Here is an 18,320-nt window from a genome sequence, read left to right on the forward strand (position 1 = left end):
TTAATTTTCGCTTATAAATTTCCGCTGATGTAAAGGATGCTGTAGTAAATGTTCAGGGCGTTGGTTTGCGCTTTAATTAAATTAAACCTCGATTCCTGGTACAAATTATCCGCATCCAGCAGATCGGTCAACAACGACAACTGGTTTAAATATTTTGTATTTACGATCCGGTAGTTTACCTGCGCCTGTTCAACCGAGCGCTCATTAACCTCTATCCTGGTAAGCGCCTCCGCATATTTTATATACCAGGAATGGGCTTCCGTTCGCACATTATCATTGTAGGCCTGCTGCTGCACTTCCAGTTCCTTTACCCGAAGTTTGCCCGCGGCCAGTTTGCTTTTGTTATGGTAGAGCGAGGAAATACTGTACTGTGCTTTCAACCCCACGAAGCCAATGGCATACGCCTGGTTAACCGGCGGAAAGAATAAATAATTGGGATAATTCAACCCATACGCCGTATAAAAACCTATGCTTGGTTTATTACTGCTTTCTATTCCTTTCAACCGGGCCTTTTGCAGTTCAATGCTTTCTGTAGCCTTTTGCACACTGTAATTCGTAACACCTGCCGCTTCAACAAATGGCAGCAGGGCGCTGACAGCAGGCTTTGGCATAGCAGCCGAATCTACCGGTGATATTTGTACGGTATCAGGGACATTCAATAAAACATCCAGTTTCTGATTGGTGATGGTAAGGTCGTTCTCATTTTCCTGTAACGACAATTGCACATTGGACAGCAACACTTCAGCCCGCAGCACATCGCTTTTGGTAACCTTCTGGTTTTTATACAGGGTGTTGATATTATTCAACCGCGTTTGCGCCCGGTTAAGCTGGTCAAGGATGAGCTTTTGCAGATCGTTCAATCGCAACAGCTCCAGGTACTGATGCGCCGTTTGTAACGCTACATTGCCAGACTGGTCCATGGCATTCAGCCTGGCCAGTTGTAATTTGGACCGTTGTTCGCTTTGCAACGCCCGCTGTTTGCCGCCACTATAAATATTAAATAAGGCGTCAACTCCCAGGGTGGCGCCATTGGGTGTTGGTTTCCGGGGCCCTGTAGTTGAATGACTGAGCCCATGTGTAAATAAAGTAAGGTCTGTAAAGCGTTGGTAAGAACCGTTTGCGGTAATGGCGGGCAGTGCTGCGTTGTACGCGTCTTTTCGATCTTCTTCTGCAGCGCTTTCTTCCATACACGCCGCCTGTACCAGTTTGTTCTGAGTTTTTGCAAACTGTACCGCTTCGGCAAGCGTGAGTTTGTAGGTATTGCCATCAACAGGTTGCGCCTGGGCGATAGCCGTCATAAATATTAATACGATCAGCCTGAAAGCTGTAATCGACGACCGGCACTTGCTGCCGATGTTTTTTGTAGAACACATAATTCAAAGATTTCCGAGACACAAAGTTCCAATTAATGGTAAAACATTTGTAGACCGGATAGCCTCAGTGTTCGTCGAAATGGCTTATAACCTCAAATAAACTTTTTGCGGTATTCTACGGGCGTCATACCGGCATTTGCCCGGAAGAATTTTCCAAAAACAGACTGGTCGGAGAAATTCAGCATTTCACTAACCTGCGATACGGTAAGCGCTTTGTTCTGCAGTAAAACCTTTGCTTCCAGTATTACGGCGTCATCGATCCATTTACCCGCCGGTTTTCCCGTGTACTTTTTAATAGCTGCCGACAATGACTTGGGCGTAAGATGCAACTGGCCGGCATAAAAATCGAGTTTGTGCTCCTGCATGTAATGCCGCCTGAGCAACTGCCTGAATTTTGTGAACAAAGGATGTGCATTTTGCACAGCAGGTTCGGCACTGGCATGCTGGCGGTAATAGCCATCGATTTCATAGATCAAAGCAAAAATGTAGGCCCGGATGATCTGTGGCTGGTGAAAATCTGAAGTGGTTTGTGTTAGTTGAAACAGGTCAAATATTTTGCTGTATTTGGTGAGGAATGGTTCTTTGAGCAGTAAGGTGGGACGTTCATTGTTTTCAAAAAAGTCAAACTTCGTAAGGAATAATGGGTCCACATGATGCTCCAGCAAAAAGGTATCCTTGAAAAAAATAACATCCATCTTCAGCAGGTCGGTACGTTTGGTAAAAAAACGGATAACTGAAGGGCCAAGGGTAATCATGGCCGGCGCATCCACATCCATTGCAGAGAGCCCGACATTCAGCCTTACCCCGCCTTCTTTTATAAATACGATGGCATAACTCTCGGCACGGTAAGGCTCTGCATAGTAAGGATGTTTACCAGCTTCCACAAAGAGATATTCCTTATTGGTATCAGGCACTGAAAAGAGCTGGCTATGTGTGGAAAGTGTAAAGGTCTTTATCGCGCCCATGTGGTCAGGGTTTCATGAAGCCGTAAAGATAAGCCTCCTTCGCCAAAACCTGCACCTCCCCCGCCGGTTGGCGGATTCAGGGGCAAGCGGACGGCGGCAAGCCTCCTTCGCCAAGGCTTCGGCGGCTAAAAAAAAGGACCGTCTGCCGGTGAACCGGGACGATCCTTTCTTTGAGATTCCGACATCCGCCTACCGGCTTATCGGAGCTGTATGTCTGCTAATCAATGAAACTTTAAATTAATAGCCATTCGTTCCGAAGTCAGTCGCGTTATTGATCTGGTTCAGGAAAGTGAATGGGATCGGACGAACATAATGTTTTGAAGCATTGAAATTGGCAGCTGCTTTTCTGTTGTAAGCCTGCAAGCGGGTTTCAAATGCTTTTTCACGTTTCAACAGTGCCCAACGGGTAAACTCGCCGCACAATTCCCGGGCGAATTCATCAAACACATCATTCAGGGTGGCGGTTGATAACTGCATGCCGGTACCTACGTTGAAGTCGGCCGGGTTGCGGCAGGCGCGTTTACGCAATACATTCAGGTAACCGGCAGCTGCTGCCCCGTCGCCACTGGTATGCATGGTAGCTTCTGCAGCGATCAGGTACACTTCGGCCATCCGCATGATCATGATATTACCCAGTTTTTGCTGGAAGTTACCGCCTAACCAGCCGCCATCGAAATTGTGATTGAACTTCTGCATGGCAGGGAACAGGGTAGCCAAACTGCTTGGGGTAAGTCCATTACCAGCCGCATTGGCTTTGTACGTACTGCCCGATGGATCTGAAGGATCGAACAGGTCGTCGATATTTACGGTAACATAGGCACGGGTGGCTTTATCCGCGGCACTGAGCGGGTCTTTGCTTAAATAGGCAAAGAAGCGGTCTTCAGTGGGGTCTAACGGATAAGGATGCACATTGGCATTGGGTATAGTGGTAAGATTAGCTATGTTCCCTGAATGATCGCCAAAGGACCAGATCTTTGGAATGTACTGCCAGGTGGCATTTTTGGAAGCGTTTCTGGCATCATCATCCGCATAAGGATAGATCTTCTTCCCCGAAAAAGCCGGATTGATCCCATACTTACTACACATGGTGGCATTCAACGTAACAGTGGCGGCACTGTAGGTTACGTTCGCAGGTGTTGGAACACCGCTTCCCTGGCTGGTAATGGCCTGAACGCCTGAATAGTTACAGAATGCTGTTTGAAAAGTATTTTCCCAGCGTTTATCATAGGTTGCATTGAAGCAATTGATCAGGTATTTGGTAGGCGCCACAAACGCCTGGTTCAACCGGCCATAGTAAGAATTGGACGTATTGGAGTTTACGCTTCTTTTGAAAACATCGGAAGTACCAAATGCATCATCAAACTTGGGATAATAATGCAGGTACAGGTTGGGTTTTGAATTGGCGGTAGAAACATCGTAGGAAGAACTGTATGGGTCCAGTCCATACGCAGTAAATAATACTTCCGCGTTGTTCCTGTTGTTGGCAGATGCGAATACATTGGCAAAATCGGGATACATGGCCGCACCGTAAGTACTCATATTGTTGATGAGGCTATCGGCGCACTCTTTTGCCCGTACCCAATATGATTTGCCGCCTTCACTCAATCCCTCGCCTGCGCCCTGTGCATATACCCGGGCAAGCAATCCCAATGCGGCCTTTTTGGTTACCCGTTGCGGGTTATTGTCCAATGGCGTTACCTGCAGACTGTTAAATGCATCCCGCAGATCGGCAATGATCTGGGTATAGATCTCGGGTACGCTGTTGCGGGTAGGGTTCAGATTTAGTACGGAACTATCTCTTGTTATCAACGGTATTTCGCCAAACTGATTCACCAGTACTGAATAATAATAAGCCCGCAGCAATTTGGCTTCACCTACCAGGGTGGCAATATCCTGAGCCTTGCCATCTTTTAAATCGGGCGCCAGCCGAATGACCTTATTGCAATCCTTGATAGAACCCCACGCATAGGTCCAAACGTTGTTTACCAGGTTGAAACTTACCGTCAGGTCCTGGTAACTTATTACCTCTTTATAGGTGGTGCTGCCGGACGGGGATGTCCACAGATCGGTACCTACCTCGGAACAAAGCCCATAGGGCATACTGATAAGCGTTCCCCAGAGACCGGTGTAACAGTTATTTTCATACGCCTTCCAACCGTCGAATTTTGAGAGCACATCCGTTTCTGACAAAGAGATGGGATTGTACTCATTCAGTTTACAGGCGGTAACGGATGCAGCAATGGTTAAACCGAACAGTGATTTATATATAAGTCCTTTTATGTTCTCTATTTTCATATTACGCTTTTTAAATCGTTCATCAATTAGAATGTCATGTTCAATCCCACCACAATTTGTTTTGTTAACGGATACTCCAGTGAACCATTCATTTCAGGATCATACTGCTTCAACAGCGGGCTCTTTGTAATAATCAAAAGATTGGTAACAGTTCCATATACACGGAATTTTTCGAGCGACAGCTTCTTAATCAGGTTCCTGGGCATGTTGTATCCAAGCGTGATATTTTTTAATTTAAAGAAAGAGCCATCCACATAGTTCAAACCGCTGAACCCGGTTAAGGTTCCTGAGCCTTCCTGGTAATTCATTACAGGAAAGTCGTTAGATGGGTTTGTTGGCGTCCAGTAGTTGAAATATTTAGGAATTGTTCTGGAAGGGCTTGCATTGGTAGCAAAGCCGTTTGGCTGGTACCAACCCATCATATTGTAGCTGATGGTTTGTCCCCATCTGAAATAAGTGTACACGCTCAACTCCCAGTTCTTGTAGCTGAACCCGTTTTGGAAACCCATTGTCCAGTTCGGATTGTTATGTCCTACGGTCTGGTAATCGTTGGCGCTTACTGAATAGGTGTTTTTGGCAGCGGTGAGCGAAGAATTGAATTTCTGCGCAGCGGCCAGATCCGTGTAATAATAATTGATATTACCGGTTGCATCCGCTTTTGAATACACCCCTTCTGCCAAACGCGTTATACCCGGTACATCTACATGCAGGTCGCCGGGTCGTTTGCCGAAGGCAGCGGCATCTTTTTCCTGACCGATCTGCCAAACCCCATCCAGCTTGTAATTACGGAATGAGTTTACTGGCTGACCAATAGTAAACGCATACTGGGGGTTATCGGTATTTGTAATATTATTGGCCACACCGCCTGTTAAAGCCAGGATCTTCTCCTTGTTGTAAGAAAAAGCAACGGCTGAAGTCCAGTTAAAATTCTTGGTAACAATATTACGCGTGTTCAATGCCAGTTCTATACCTCTGTTCTGTGTTTCGCAAATATTGAGATTGGTTTTATATTGCGCGCTTGCGGTGTACTGCCCGTAAATAATGGGGGTTGTAACGCCATAGATAACTCCTTTGGTCTTTGTGTTATAAACATCCAGCGACATGTCTATCCGGTTATTGAGGAAAGAGGCATCCACACCCAGGTTCGTGTTGTACGATTTTTCCCAGCTTAAGTTAGGGTTGGTAAGGAATGGGCCATTGCGATAAGTGGGCACGGTTTGTCCACCCAACGACATGTTAAGCGATTCCAGGTTGGCCACTGAGCTATAAGGAGGAATTTTAGCTGTACCGGCTACACCCCAGCCTGCCCGGACTTTCAGGCTGTTCAACCAGCTTTTTGTTCCTTCCATAAACGATTCGTCGGAAATGCGCCAGCCGGCAGAAAGCGACGGAAAGTTATCCCACTGGTTGTCTTTGTATAATACAGAAGACCCATCGCGGCGGATACTGGCAGAGAACAGGTATTTTCCTAAGTATGAATAATTAAAACGTCCGATAAAACCAAGGGTTTTCGTCATGTCGTAAACTGAAGTGGCAGTGGTATTTGCATCGCCGGTAAACTTATACCATTTAAAGTTGTTCGACACGATATTACTTTGGTACATAGTGGTACTGGTGTTCTGGTTGTGATACCAGGTAGTTACGCCTGTTACGGTAAAGGCGTGATCGTGCGCCACTTTGAAATTATAGGTTACGATGTTTTCCCATTGGTAACCATACGAGCGGTTCTGGTCAACCTGGGCTTTCGCTATCTGGCCGTTATTATACGTATACGCTACAGAGCCAATACCATCGAACCGGTAGGTATTATTGAAAGTAAGATAGGTGCTCAGGCGGGATAAAAAGCTCAACCCTTTTAACGGTCTTATTTCGATATATGGATTTAAATACAACTTCAGGTTATTGTCCACATTACCATATACGCCATATTGCTGGTTCAGCAACAGGTTATATACGTTGTTGCCCAAATTGGTATTCAGCGTACCATCGTCATTATAAGGTCTCACCAACGGATCGGTCACCAGCGCATTCTCCAGTTTGTCCTGCGCTTTGTTCCTGTCTACATACGAAGCAGTGAGGTTGGCGCCCACAGATACAAAGCTTTTCACCTTATGATCTATACGCATGGTAGTTGAAAAAAGCTTGTAATCGTCACCCACATACTGCCCTTTTTCATTGGTATAATTGAAAGAGAGATAGCCTTTTGTTTTTTCGGTACCGCCCGAAACACCAAGGCTGTAGTTTTGGGTGTGCGCACTTTTTTGCAGGAACAGTTTTGCCCAGTCGGCAAACTGGCCTTGCTGATAAAGCTGATAGCGTGCAGTACCGAAGATCTTTTCATCATCTGCAGGCGATTGCCAAAGCGCGCCGGTGGTTGTCCACTGGCTGTTGGCGGCATCCCATACATAGCTGTAGGCATCGCGTTTTGTTTGCAGATAATCTTCACCGGTACGCATTTTTGGCGTAACAGACCAGCCATTGTTACCATAATACGTATTGAAATCGATGGCCAGCTTTCCTGCCTTACCGCTTTTGGTGGTAATAATAATTACCCCGTTTGCACCTGCAGAACCATACACCGCAGTGGAAGACGCATCTTTCAACACTTCAATGGATTCAATATCGTAAGGGTTCAGGGTGGAGTAATCACCGGGCAAACCATTGATGATAAATAAAGGCGTACCACTTGCACTGAATGACCTGGTACCACGCAGTTGAATATTTAAAGGAGCGCCGGGCTGGCCCGAAGCTTTTGTAATGTCCAGACCAGCTACTCTGCCCTGCAGTGATTCCATGGGGTTGGGGCCAGGGCGGGCAGTGATCTCTTCGGGTTTTACGGTTGCAATAGCACCGGTAAGGTCTCTGCGTTTTTGGGTACCATAACCAATCACCACTACTTCTTCCAGTTTTGCATCTATGGGGTTCATAGCAATACTGATCACAGGATTTTTTCCCACAATAACTTCCTGTTGCTGGTAACCTACAATAGAGAACACGAGCACATCCCCCTGTTCAGCATCTATCCGGAACTCACCGGTTGAATTGGTAGTAGTGCCTACGTTGCTCTTACCCTTAATTACTACAGACACATTATCGAGGGGATTTCCTTTTGCATCCAGCACAGTACCGGTAATAGGTCCCCGCGCTTCAGGCACATCCAGATTCAGATTTATAACAGGCGCCTTGCGTGACAGTACGATGGTTTTTCCCTTGATGGAATATTCAAGCGGTTGATCTTTCAGGATGATGTCCAGCGCCTCTTTCAATGGAAGATTGTTGGCAGCTATGGTAACTGTTTTTGTTTCATCCAGGTCACGCTTGTTGTTGAATATAACATACCCGGTTTGCTTTTCAATAGCAGCAAAAACCTGCTTCAGCGGCAGGTCCTTACCGGTGAGTGTGATGTTTTGAGCGGTTCCCTCAGCATGAACTGAGAAAATAGCAGCGGCAATAAAGAAAATAGTCAATTTCATCGCGCGAAGCAATCTTTTGGTGATGGTTCCGTTGAACCCACCCCCACAATCAGGCAATCGATTAGCCAGGTAATGCCAGGGCATAGGAAATCCGGAACCAATTGATTTTTTTTGCATAAGTTGCAAACGTTTGGTTGTTAAAAAATGGAGATTTGAGACTTTCGTTTTGGGCAATTAAACATCCTTCCGGAAGTGGTAACGACACTTCCGGTTTAGTTTTCTTAACCCACCTGCTGTTATGTTTTATGTGAATGGTGCATTAGCAATCGTTTAATTTGGCAGTAATATTCTTTCTATATGGTAACCTTTCCGTAGCCGGAAAAGTAAACGTTTACATTTTAAAGACCAATGCGTTATAAATTACGCTGTTCGATAAGGTATTTTTTCTTACAAACTGAACTACGACTGGATCAGCAATTTTCTTCCTTCCAGGCGGCACTTCACGCCGATCTTTTCCAGTATCCCTACTAAATCATTCAATGTGATGTCTTTGGTCATTTTCCCGTTCAATTCAACATTGGTGGGAATACCATTTTCATACACCACTTCTATGTCGTACCAACGTTCCAATTGTGCCATTGCATCCTGGAAGCCGATATCGTTAAAGTCGAACACCCCATTTTTCCAGGCCATAACCCCATCTGTCTGAACCGGGATGGGATGGGATGCCTGGGATGTTTGGGATAAATGGCCCCGATAGCTATCGGGAGATTGGGGAATTGATAATTGCTCCCCCGGTTTCAGAATTACTGATTCCTGTCTGCCATTTGCCGTCTGCCGTCTGCCAATTCTTACGCTTCCTTCCAACAACGTAACCTTCATAGAAGGCTCATCGTCATACGCCTTTACATTGAAATGCGTTCCCAGTACTTCTATCTGCGCCTGGTTATTTACATTCAGGCGGAAAGGCATCTTTTCATTATGGGCCACTTCAAAATACACTTCACCGGTTATGGTAACCTTGCGTTCATTGCCGGTAAAAACGGTAGGATATTTAATGGAACTCGCACTGTTCAGCCAGGCATTTGTTCCATCGGGCAGGATCAAATGAAATTTGCGCGCCTTGGGTGTTGACATCACATTGTATTCAACTGCTGACCCAATGCCTTCATATATTAATGTACCGTTGACAATTTTGGCGGTTGTACCGGCTTGCTGAGCTACTACCCCATTCTGTATGCTGTCTAATAATACCTGCGATCCATCGGCCAGGGTTAAAATGGCGCCATCTTTACCAGGTAAAATTTTATAAGGAGCGGCTGCTACAGGTTGCGGCGCAGTTGTTTTGGTAAGAAAGTAAGTACCTGCAGATGCGATCAACAGAATGGAAGCGGCGGCAACCCACCAATATCGCTTTATAAACAGGTGGTGTACTTTTGCCGGTTGTGCATTTTGTTGCTGCCAGGTTTGTTTTATTTCAAGGAAGGCTCGTTGCCAGTAGTCGTAGTTATAAGGCTCAATATGTTTGGAGGGAACATCACTTTCCTGCGCGAGAAAATTATCGGCCTCGGCAATCAGCTCTCCCGTTTGGTCGGTATTGATGATCGCTGCTATCCGGGAATAATCGTCCCCGGTGGCATTGCCAGCCCTGGCTTTTTCCAGCAGTACCAGCAGTTCGTCTTTTAGGAATTGTTCCATTAACATTTATTGAATAGGGAAGAAATAGTACGCTACATTCCCTGCCACATATATATGTACAATGGGAAATGAAAACATACCTATTGATTTAAAAAAAAACTTAAAAATTTATCAGAATGAGTAATGCAGGCAGTAAAACGCCATGCTGGGTTAGATACTCTTTGATGAACTTTACCGATCTAACGAGTGAGTTACGAACGGTTTGTACAGAAATATCCAGTTGGTCTGCTACCTCTGCAGCCTTTAAACCCGTTTCGCGGCTGAGTTGAAAAATTTTCCGGGCCTGTTCAGGTAATTGCGCAGTTGCTTCCTGAATAAGCCGGGCCGTTTCGTGCAGGGAAACGGTATGCTCCAGGTTATCGTCACCCTCACCTGGATTCTGCTGTTTAAATTCGTTGTACTTCTGATTGCGGGATACCTGGCGGGCCAGCCAGCTGTAGGAGCGGTTATAGGCCATTTTAAAGATCCAGTTCTGGGGAACATCTACTTCGGCAAGTGATTCACGGTCCATCCATAAATAAAGGAATACCTCCTGGATGATGTCTTTTGCCACCCCTTCCGACTTCGTTACTTTCATCACAATCGTATGCAGGCGGGGCACATAGCGGTGAAACAGCGTATTAAACGCTTCTTCATCGCCCTGCGCCACGCGTGAGAACAATTCCTTTTCGATATTTATATGCTTACTATCCAACACTTTATATCCCTATGGCCGCTGTAAACTTACTTTAATTTTAGCAAACGGGAAAAGCGGTGCCGGGAATATCCCCTCCTGGTAGCGGCAAGCGGTGGATTTATACCTGCTGTGCCGAATAATGGAACCTTTCATAAAAGGCGCGTTCCAGGCTTTCGCGGTGGTTGGGATGCGCTATTTCGATCAGCGCCTTACCGCGTTGTTTTAAATTTTTACCAAACAGGTTAACGGCGCCAAATTCAGTAACCACCCAGTGAATATGTCCACGCGTGGTAACCACACCTGCGCCCTGTTTTAAAAAAGGTACTATGCGCGACTCGCCTTTTGTGGTAACGGAAGGAAGCGCAATGATGGGTTTGCCACCGGGCGACAACGAAGCGCCGCGCATAAAATCCATTTGTCCGCCAATACCCGAGAACTCGTACGTGCCAATGCTATCGGCGCATACCTGGCCGGTAAGGTCCAGTTCAATGGCGCTGTTGATGGCAGTTGCTTTTGGGTTCTGACGAATAATACTGGTATCGTTCACATAGGCAATATTCATTACGCGCACCGATGGGTTGTCGTGCACAAAATCGTACAGCTTACGGGTGCCGGCCATAAAACCGGTTACCGTGCGGCCAACATTCAATGCCTTTTTACTATTATTAATAACCCCGCTTTGAATGAGCGGGATCACGCCATCACTCATCATTTCGGTGTGAATACCGAGGTCTTTATGCCCGGTAAGGTTTTGCAATACCTGGTCGGGAATAGCGCCAATACCTAATTGTAAAGTGGCGCCATCTTCTACCAGCGCCGCCACGTTCCTTCCTATTTGTTGTACGGCAGTGTTGACTTTTTCAGAATAGTTGATCTCCGGCAATTCGCTTTCATCCCAAACCATTGCATGTATGTTGTTCATATGCAAAAAGCCATCGCCATGTGTACGGGGCATGCGGGGATTAACCTGGGCAATTACAATGCGGGCAGTATCCACTGCAGCCCGGGCTATATCAACAGAGGTTCCCAATGAACAAAAGCCATGCAGGTCGGGCGGCGATACTGTGATAAGCGCCACATCTATAGGCAAAATATTTTCTTTGAACAATTGTGGGATCTGGCTTAAGAACACCGGCACATAATCACCGTTCTCACTGTTACAAACATCCCGGGTATTGGCAGATACAAACAGGGAATTAAAAAAGAAATGTCCATTGAAATGCGGCTGGTTAAAATCAACATCGCCCATACTGGTTATGCTTACCAGTTCCACATCTTCCAGTTCTGCATAACGCTGTTGTAAGGCTTTTATCAATGTAACCGGGGTGGCCGCACTGCCATGAATAAATACCCGGTTGCCGCTTTGGATCAATTGTACAGCCTCGTTGGCTGTTAATCCTGTTCTGTAACTCATATACATTATTTTAATAAACGCAATGCCAGCATGAAGTTCACATCTATCTGCTGTTCAACTTTTACCAGGCCGGCCATTTTGCGTGGGGGTGTTAATTCAAAATCAGAGAATAATACCTGCTGTTTGCCATACAGGCGCAGGTTGCTGTCATCAATAGGTTGTACGGTATAATCTACATCAAGGATCCGGGTTACACCTGCCAGGCTGATTGCCACTTTACCTTTTACATGGGGAACATTGCTGGTGAAATTACCAATGCTCAGCAAAGATATTTTCATTAAAGGACATTCTTTTGATTTCAGCGCTTTCAGCACGTCTTTGTTCATATAAGATTGCTGGCATTCAAAACCATTTACATCAATGCTAAGACCGCCTTTTACGCCCAGGATGGCTTTGGAAGCGTCTTCCCGGCAAAAACAAAGGGTATCGGGACGCAGGTAACTGGTTATGCCGCAACGGAAATTGCTGATGTTCGTTCTGCCCTCAAAATACAGGTTACTTTCTTTTTCAATCAACCACTTTTCTTTCAGCATGGTGTGGGGTGGCCAGCAAAATGAGGCAAGCAGAAGAATTATTAGAAATTTCATAACCCAGTTTTTAGACTAACCATTTTGTTTTGAAAGAAAAAAGCCAGGTGAAGGTCCGGATACCTGGCTTTTGCTCTCCCTTAAGACGTGGTTGTGAGGTAGCTAGAACCCGACAACAGCTTCAACTACATATCCATTGAATTTGCCTGAGCTGCGATAATCGCTTACAGGAAACTTATTGTATTTCTGGATCACATACTCGCCTTTCAACAACACATTTTTGGTAACAAACCAGCCGCCAGCTGCTGCAAACCGGTCGATGTTGATGTCGTTTGCCATACCAGCCAACCGGCCTGTAAGATAATTGTATCTAACCCCTACAAACAGGTTTTCCTGGTGGCAGAAACGATACACTACATCACCTGCATACTGCTGCATCAACCGTACTGCAGTTTCGTTTTTGGAGCGCCCCTGTGCATTTTCATAGGTACCAAACAATTCAAGCCCCTGTACTTTCAAAAACCCGTTTATCATGTAGGCATCTACTTTTTTAGTGAACCCGGGGTTCAACCTGCCCGAAAAGGCAATGGAAGTTGAAGCGGGCAGCGCAGCACCTGCAGGTACATTTTCCATTACGTTCTGGTAATTACTGCCGGCGCGGTCGCCACCATACAGGGTTAAACCACTGGCGGAAGAATTACTGTTGTGATACAGGCTACCTGATAACCGTACCCGCACTACATCGCCTATTTTTTTATCAATACCACCTTTCACAATGATGGAAGGATTGCGTTTTACGTTATCATCAACAGGCGATTTAATGGCCGAGTCAACATTACCTTTGATCATCCCATTGGTAACGCCCAACATGCCAAACAGCCCATTTTTCTGTACATATACTTCACCGCCTATTTCTGTTGCATAACCATCCATGATGTAACTTTCCATAAACGGATTGTACAGGGTTTGGCCTCCATCGGAACGGCGGAAGTGCGCATCGCCATAGTTCACTTCCATGTGACCTACTTTAATAGTTGTTACTTTCATCAGGTTGTCCCAGAATTTTCCATTGAACGGCAGTTTATCAAACTGAATGTACCCGCCTTTTACCCAGGCTTCGTTGTGGTGACGGGTAGAGAGATAAGTTGTTACATTTAACCGGATGCCTTCAGCCAGTTGAACATCTATGTTCAGGTTAGCCATGGCGGTCATAAAGCCAGGGGCCAGCGGATACAGCTTGTTGGAGCCTTCATAATTGGAAGCGCCCGGGTTTTCGTGTTTCAGGTTCTGATACTGTTGGGTGAATCCAGCGCCAAGTCTTATCCGCATACCATCGTAAGGAATAAGATTGTCTTTACTGGTTTCAAATACATTGATGCCTGATTTATCGTATGGGCGCCAGTAAGCAGGGCGGCCATAGGAGAATTTTTCGTCCTGCGCAAAAATTACAGCGGGCAGAACCAGTAATAACAACATTACTATAATTGTGTTGCTTAAATAAAAGCGTCTCATAAAAAGTATATTTTAAATTGTTTTGGAGAAGATAGTTAAATGGCCGGTTTCAAAGATTTAGATGGATTTTAAAAGCAGGTCGAATTTTACATTTACAAATTCACCGGTTTTAATAGCGCCCAGCATCAAAGAAGGTGGTTCTACGTTATAGTCGGTCATTTTTATTTTGTAAGCGCCGGTGTAACTGATGGTTTTATCGGCATTCATAGTGCCATTGGCGGTAAGCACCACATCTTTGGTAACACCCGAAATGGTAAGCCGGCCCTTAGCCGTTAAGAGATAACCCACCGTACCAACAGGCTTTACAGTTACTGATGAAGCGGTAAAACTAATGTTGCTGTATTTGGCGGTATTGAGGGCTTTGTAAGTGTTTTTATCCATGCCGGAGTGTTCGCTCTTCAGGCTTTCGGCAGGCACCGTAAAGTTGATGAACGATACCCCGTTCAGGGCGCCATCTTTGGTAATATCAAACAGGCTGGAGCAATATCCTTTATCGGATTTCATATCCCAGTCGTGGATATTCGAGGTTCCTTCAATAATCAGTTTTACCCCGCCGACAGACTGGTATTTAGTTTGAGCATGAGCGAGGGAACAAGCGAAAACTATTAAGGTGAAAATAAGCAGCTTGCGTGATGAGGTTTTCATTGTAATAAGTTTTGTAGGTGAACGATTGCACCACAAAACTATCTTACGGCTGCTGCCAGGCGAATGACCTGTGAATGGGGGGTAGATGATAAATATCAGGCAGGGGGGTGTTTCAAGTCACCTCCCTGCCCGACCGGTTATGCACTAACGCTTTCCAGTTCGTCCATTTCTTCGGGGGTGAGCAGGAGGTCTGCCGCCTTTACATTTTCCCGGACATGGCTCACTTTTGAAGTACCGGGGATCAATAAAATGTTGGGCTCGTGGTGATACAGCCAGCTTAAGGCTACCTGTTGGGCAGTAGCGTTATGCCTTTCAGCCACTTCATCCAGCTTTTGTATCAAACTTATGTTCCCGGCATTGATGGGGTTCCAGGGAATGAAGGCAATATCATTCTCTTTGCAGAACTGCAGCTCGGGTTCCCAGTCGCGCACCACAATGCTGTACTTGTTTTGAAGCGATACAACCGGGAAGTACTCCTGCGCTTTTTTCACACTGGCAATGTTTACTTCAGAAAGACCAATGTGTTTTATCAGTCCTTCCTGTTGCGCCTTTTGCAAAAAGGTGAGGGTGTTTTCGTATGGGACCCGGGGATCGATCCTGTGTAACTGGTACAGATCGATGCGATCCAGCTTCAGGCGTTTCAAACTGCCTTCCAGTACTTTCTTCAAATGATCGGGATGAGCGTTGATGTGCCATTGATCGGGACCGGTGCGTTCAAACCCGCCCTTTGTTGCAATAACCATTCCGGCGGGATATGGATACAACGCTTCGGCAATTAATTCTTCCGATACGTTTGGCCCGTAACTATCGGCCGTATCAATGAAATTTATTCCCAGGCCAGGCAGGGCCTGTAATACGCGAATGGCTTCGTCTTTGTCTTTTGGCGGGCCCCAGATGCCTTTGCCGGTAATGCGCATGGCGCCATACCCCATTCTATTCACGGTAAGGTCATTACCGATTTTGAAGGTTTTGTTTGTAGCTTGTTGCATATTGATTGAGTGTTTCATCGCTCAACACGCCAGTTTGAATTTTGTTTCATCACTCCTGCTTCAACCGGGCCCGGCGTTTTGCCCAATCCTGCAACACCTCCTTCCGCCATTTCTTTATTGTAATTATAAAAAAGACCATCCATCCCGGCTCAGCCGAAACGAACAGTCCTTTTTCAAACTCCCGCATACTTATTATTTAACCAGGTCGTGCCAGTTGAGATGGTGGTCGCGGTCGCAATCGATCTTTATTTTCAGGATCTGACCGCCTCCTTTTGCCGGCGGCCCAAAGCCCCAGTTGGAAACGTACAGGTTACCATCGGGGCCATACTCCAATGCAGTAGGCAGGTTTAAACCGGTAACCAGTGTGCGCCGGTTTCCTGCAGCATCGATGCGGATAATATCACCTGTGCCCGGAGTGGGTTGGGCATTGCCTGTGGTATTTTCCAAAACATACATCCCGCCTGCTTTGTCAAAAGCAACACCCAAAACGGCGCTGAATCCCTTTTCAACTATACTGATGTGACCGGTTGGTGTTACCTTATATACATTACTAATTCCGGTGAACGGGAAAACACCCAGGTTGCCAACATAAAAATTACCATCATGCCAGGCAAGTGCTGTGGGCACTATATGTCCCTGGCTGGCTGAAATATCGATCAGGCGATCGATCTTTCCGCTGGTGTTTACTTTCACGATCTCGCCATGATTGGGCTCCAGTGCATACAAACTGCCATCTACACTCACCATTCCATACCAGGTGCCATCCGGTTCAAAATCGTCTTCTTCGGGTTTGGCCACCGGATGTCCCATTTGCCATTCGCTGAGATTGGCAATGAGGTCCCAGTCTTTATTGCTTTTTACTTTTACAATTCCATTGGGTATATCTTTCACCCCATGCGAACAACCCGCACCAGCCAACACGCCATACAGCGTATTGCCAATAAACGCTACATCACCTACTCCACTAACAAGGCTGCCAAGGGCGGGCGCTGTTTGGCTGGATGGTAATTTTTCAGCCACCGTGGTGATCTTTCCATTCTTATCTATTTTCAAAATGCGGGCGCCGGTTTTACTACCCCTGTATGGCCCCACAGGTGGTACCACCTGGGTACATTTGGTAGAATCGTTTCCGCCAATACCGCCTTCCGCTACATACAGGTTACCATCGGAATCAAATGTCAGTCCACGCGGATTATTCAATCCTGTAGCAAAAACCGAAACAGATGCCATCATGTCATCCTGTTTGCAATCGCAGAACTTGCCGATGTCCTTACGGCATGACTCAAAAGAAAGAACAACAATAAGGACATAACCTGAAAGTAAAATTCTTCTTTTTGCCATAAACGCCTCCTTTATATTTAGTGATGAAAAGCAGCGCCATCAACGTTCAGGAAGGACAGGCACAATTTTCGACGGGAAGGAAATTATTGTATTACCTGCCGCAAATATTTCGCCAAAGGCAACAAAAAAAAGTTGATTGTCATTAGCATCATATGTCAATACGTAGTGTAGTCCTTTTTTATGCAGATGGCCGTTTTACCGGTAATACAATTTCGAACACTGCGCCTCCGTTCTCTCCCGATTTCGCGGTAATGGCGCCGCCGTGCCGTTCTACTATTTTTTTGCAAAGTGAAAGGCCCAACCCTGCGCCTTCATATTTATCTTTTGAATGCAACCGGCATATAACGTATTTCAAAACTGCCGAAAATCAATTGTAATGGTGGAAATAACTCGTCATATTCTATCCGGGACGAGAGCTGGAATAATATTTGATTTGTTCAATAATGCGCTATCAATGAAGAATCCCGGTGATAGAAATAAATAACCGGCTGCTGTTTTCTGCTAACTTCCGAACTGGTAAAATAACCCCGCCGGTCAGGTGAAAAACAAATGGCTTCCCCTTGCGGTTCCTTTTTTGCCGGCGTTATTTGTTGAGGTGGTCTTTTCAATGCATCTGCTACAGATTCTCCCGCGGTACGTTTCCAGTACCAGTAATAATCTTCGTTGCGCAGTAAGATCTCAAGGCCGTTGGCGGAAATGTTGCCGCTTGTTACCAGGTGGAAGGGCAACGTTATTACCGGTTCAAGCATAATTTTGTGCCGGGTATCCTGAGGAAAGGAAGCTACGTAAACATTACTGCTGTCATCTTCCTTTGTAACTATATACAGATCGCGGGTTAGCGGATCGATAAGAATGGTTTCTGCATTCCGTGGCCCATCGGGGTATTGCAGGGTAATGGTTTCGGCATTATTTATTGTTCGCTTCACAGGAAACGCAGCCGTTGTAAGGTCCGGTTCCGGAAAACGATAAATGCGTATTCTGCCATGCCAGGCGTGATTGTCGCCAATATCGGCAACATAAATATAACTATGGTCAGCCATTGGACCCGGACCAAGCGCTATATCTTCCCAGTCGCGGTTGTCGCTTCCACAAATGACCAATCTTCCCAAATCCTGCCCGGTAGTATTGGTTAAATAAATGCAATTAGGATGACCATTATCCTGGTTTAAATACAGGAGATCTTTATACTGAAGACTTGCGGCAATACCGGAGATCTCAACCAGGTTTTTTCGTTTTAATGGTATTACCAGTGGACTACTGCTGAATTCGTTGGAGGTACCGGGTAGATCTTTGCTATAATTTGCACGCTCACCGGGCACTCTTTGGGAACGGGAGCCGGAAACACAGGCATGCAGGGCAACAAGCAACGAGGTGCACAATAATGGATTGATAAAATATTGCCAACATGCTTTCATACGATTTCCAGCCTCCACACTTATTCATTTAAAAAGGATATGCCAAACCTCGGCATT

15 protein-coding genes are annotated in these 18,320 nt (G+C 45.9%); all 15 read right to left on the reverse strand.

Translation table 11 applies throughout. The annotated features are described in order from the left end of the window. Positions 1–11: 11 nt before the first annotated feature. On the reverse strand, positions 12–1,373 hold the full coding sequence (locus NIAKO_RS20820; RefSeq protein ID WP_014220427.1) for a TolC family protein: 1,362 nt from the start codon (positions 1,371–1,373) through the stop codon (positions 12–14). 92 nt (positions 1,374–1,465) lie between these two features. Beyond that, a complete protein-coding gene (locus NIAKO_RS20825; RefSeq protein ID WP_014220428.1) occupies positions 1,466–2,338 on the reverse strand; it encodes a helix-turn-helix domain-containing protein in 873 nt (290 codons plus the stop codon). A 237-nt stretch (positions 2,339–2,575) separates the two neighbouring features. Then, a complete protein-coding gene (locus NIAKO_RS20835; RefSeq protein WP_014220429.1) occupies positions 2,576–4,633 on the reverse strand; it encodes a RagB/SusD family nutrient uptake outer membrane protein in 2,058 nt (685 codons plus the stop codon). Between the two features lie 26 nt (positions 4,634–4,659). Beyond that, positions 4,660–8,223 (reverse strand): TonB-dependent receptor, encoded by a 3,564-nt coding sequence (locus NIAKO_RS20840; RefSeq protein WP_014220430.1) that lies wholly within the window; start codon positions 8,221–8,223, stop codon positions 4,660–4,662. A 282-nt stretch (positions 8,224–8,505) separates the two neighbouring features. Beyond that, entirely contained in the window at positions 8,506–9,744 is a 1,239-nt protein-coding gene (locus tag NIAKO_RS20845) for a FecR family protein (RefSeq protein WP_014220431.1), read from the reverse strand. A gap of 100 nt (positions 9,745–9,844) precedes the next feature. After that, positions 9,845–10,441: an RNA polymerase sigma factor gene (locus tag NIAKO_RS20850; RefSeq protein WP_081195859.1), complete on the reverse strand. Its 597-nt coding sequence runs from the start codon at positions 10,439–10,441 to the stop codon at positions 9,845–9,847. A gap of 97 nt (positions 10,442–10,538) precedes the next feature. Next, complete coding sequence (locus tag NIAKO_RS20855) at positions 10,539–11,834, reverse strand: acetyl-CoA hydrolase/transferase family protein (RefSeq protein WP_014220433.1); 1,296 nt, start codon at positions 11,832–11,834, stop codon at positions 10,539–10,541. 5 nt (positions 11,835–11,839) lie between these two features. After that, complete coding sequence (locus NIAKO_RS20860) at positions 11,840–12,421, reverse strand: hypothetical protein (protein ID WP_014220434.1); 582 nt, start codon at positions 12,419–12,421, stop codon at positions 11,840–11,842. A 102-nt stretch (positions 12,422–12,523) separates the two neighbouring features. Further along, complete coding sequence (locus tag NIAKO_RS20865; protein ID WP_014220435.1) at positions 12,524–13,873, reverse strand: hypothetical protein; 1,350 nt, start codon at positions 13,871–13,873, stop codon at positions 12,524–12,526. Between the two features lie 57 nt (positions 13,874–13,930). After that, positions 13,931–14,518 (reverse strand): YceI family protein, encoded by a 588-nt coding sequence (locus tag NIAKO_RS20870; protein ID WP_014220436.1) that lies wholly within the window; start codon positions 14,516–14,518, stop codon positions 13,931–13,933. Between the two features lie 137 nt (positions 14,519–14,655). Then, positions 14,656–15,507, reverse strand: coding sequence for an aldo/keto reductase (locus tag NIAKO_RS20875; protein WP_041349076.1), 852 nt, complete (start codon positions 15,505–15,507; stop codon positions 14,656–14,658). 49 nt (positions 15,508–15,556) lie between these two features. Next, positions 15,557–15,694 (reverse strand): hypothetical protein, encoded by a 138-nt coding sequence (locus tag NIAKO_RS38640; protein WP_155966930.1) that lies wholly within the window; start codon positions 15,692–15,694, stop codon positions 15,557–15,559. 5 nt (positions 15,695–15,699) lie between these two features. Then, positions 15,700–16,848 carry a ScyD/ScyE family protein gene (locus NIAKO_RS20880; RefSeq protein ID WP_014220438.1) on the reverse strand — a complete coding sequence of 383 codons (1,149 nt, stop codon included), beginning with the start codon at positions 16,846–16,848 and terminating at the stop codon, positions 15,700–15,702. Between the two features lie 178 nt (positions 16,849–17,026). Then, on the reverse strand, positions 17,027–17,203 hold the full coding sequence (locus tag NIAKO_RS38180) for an ATP-binding protein (protein ID WP_081195860.1): 177 nt from the start codon (positions 17,201–17,203) through the stop codon (positions 17,027–17,029). Between the two features lie 82 nt (positions 17,204–17,285). Further along, on the reverse strand, positions 17,286–18,263 hold the full coding sequence (locus NIAKO_RS20885) for a hypothetical protein (RefSeq protein ID WP_049815578.1): 978 nt from the start codon (positions 18,261–18,263) through the stop codon (positions 17,286–17,288). Positions 18,264–18,320: the final 57 nt, after the last annotated feature.

The organism is Niastella koreensis GR20-10 (assembly GCF_000246855.1).
Lineage (GTDB): Bacteria > Bacteroidota > Bacteroidia > Chitinophagales > Chitinophagaceae > Niastella > Niastella koreensis.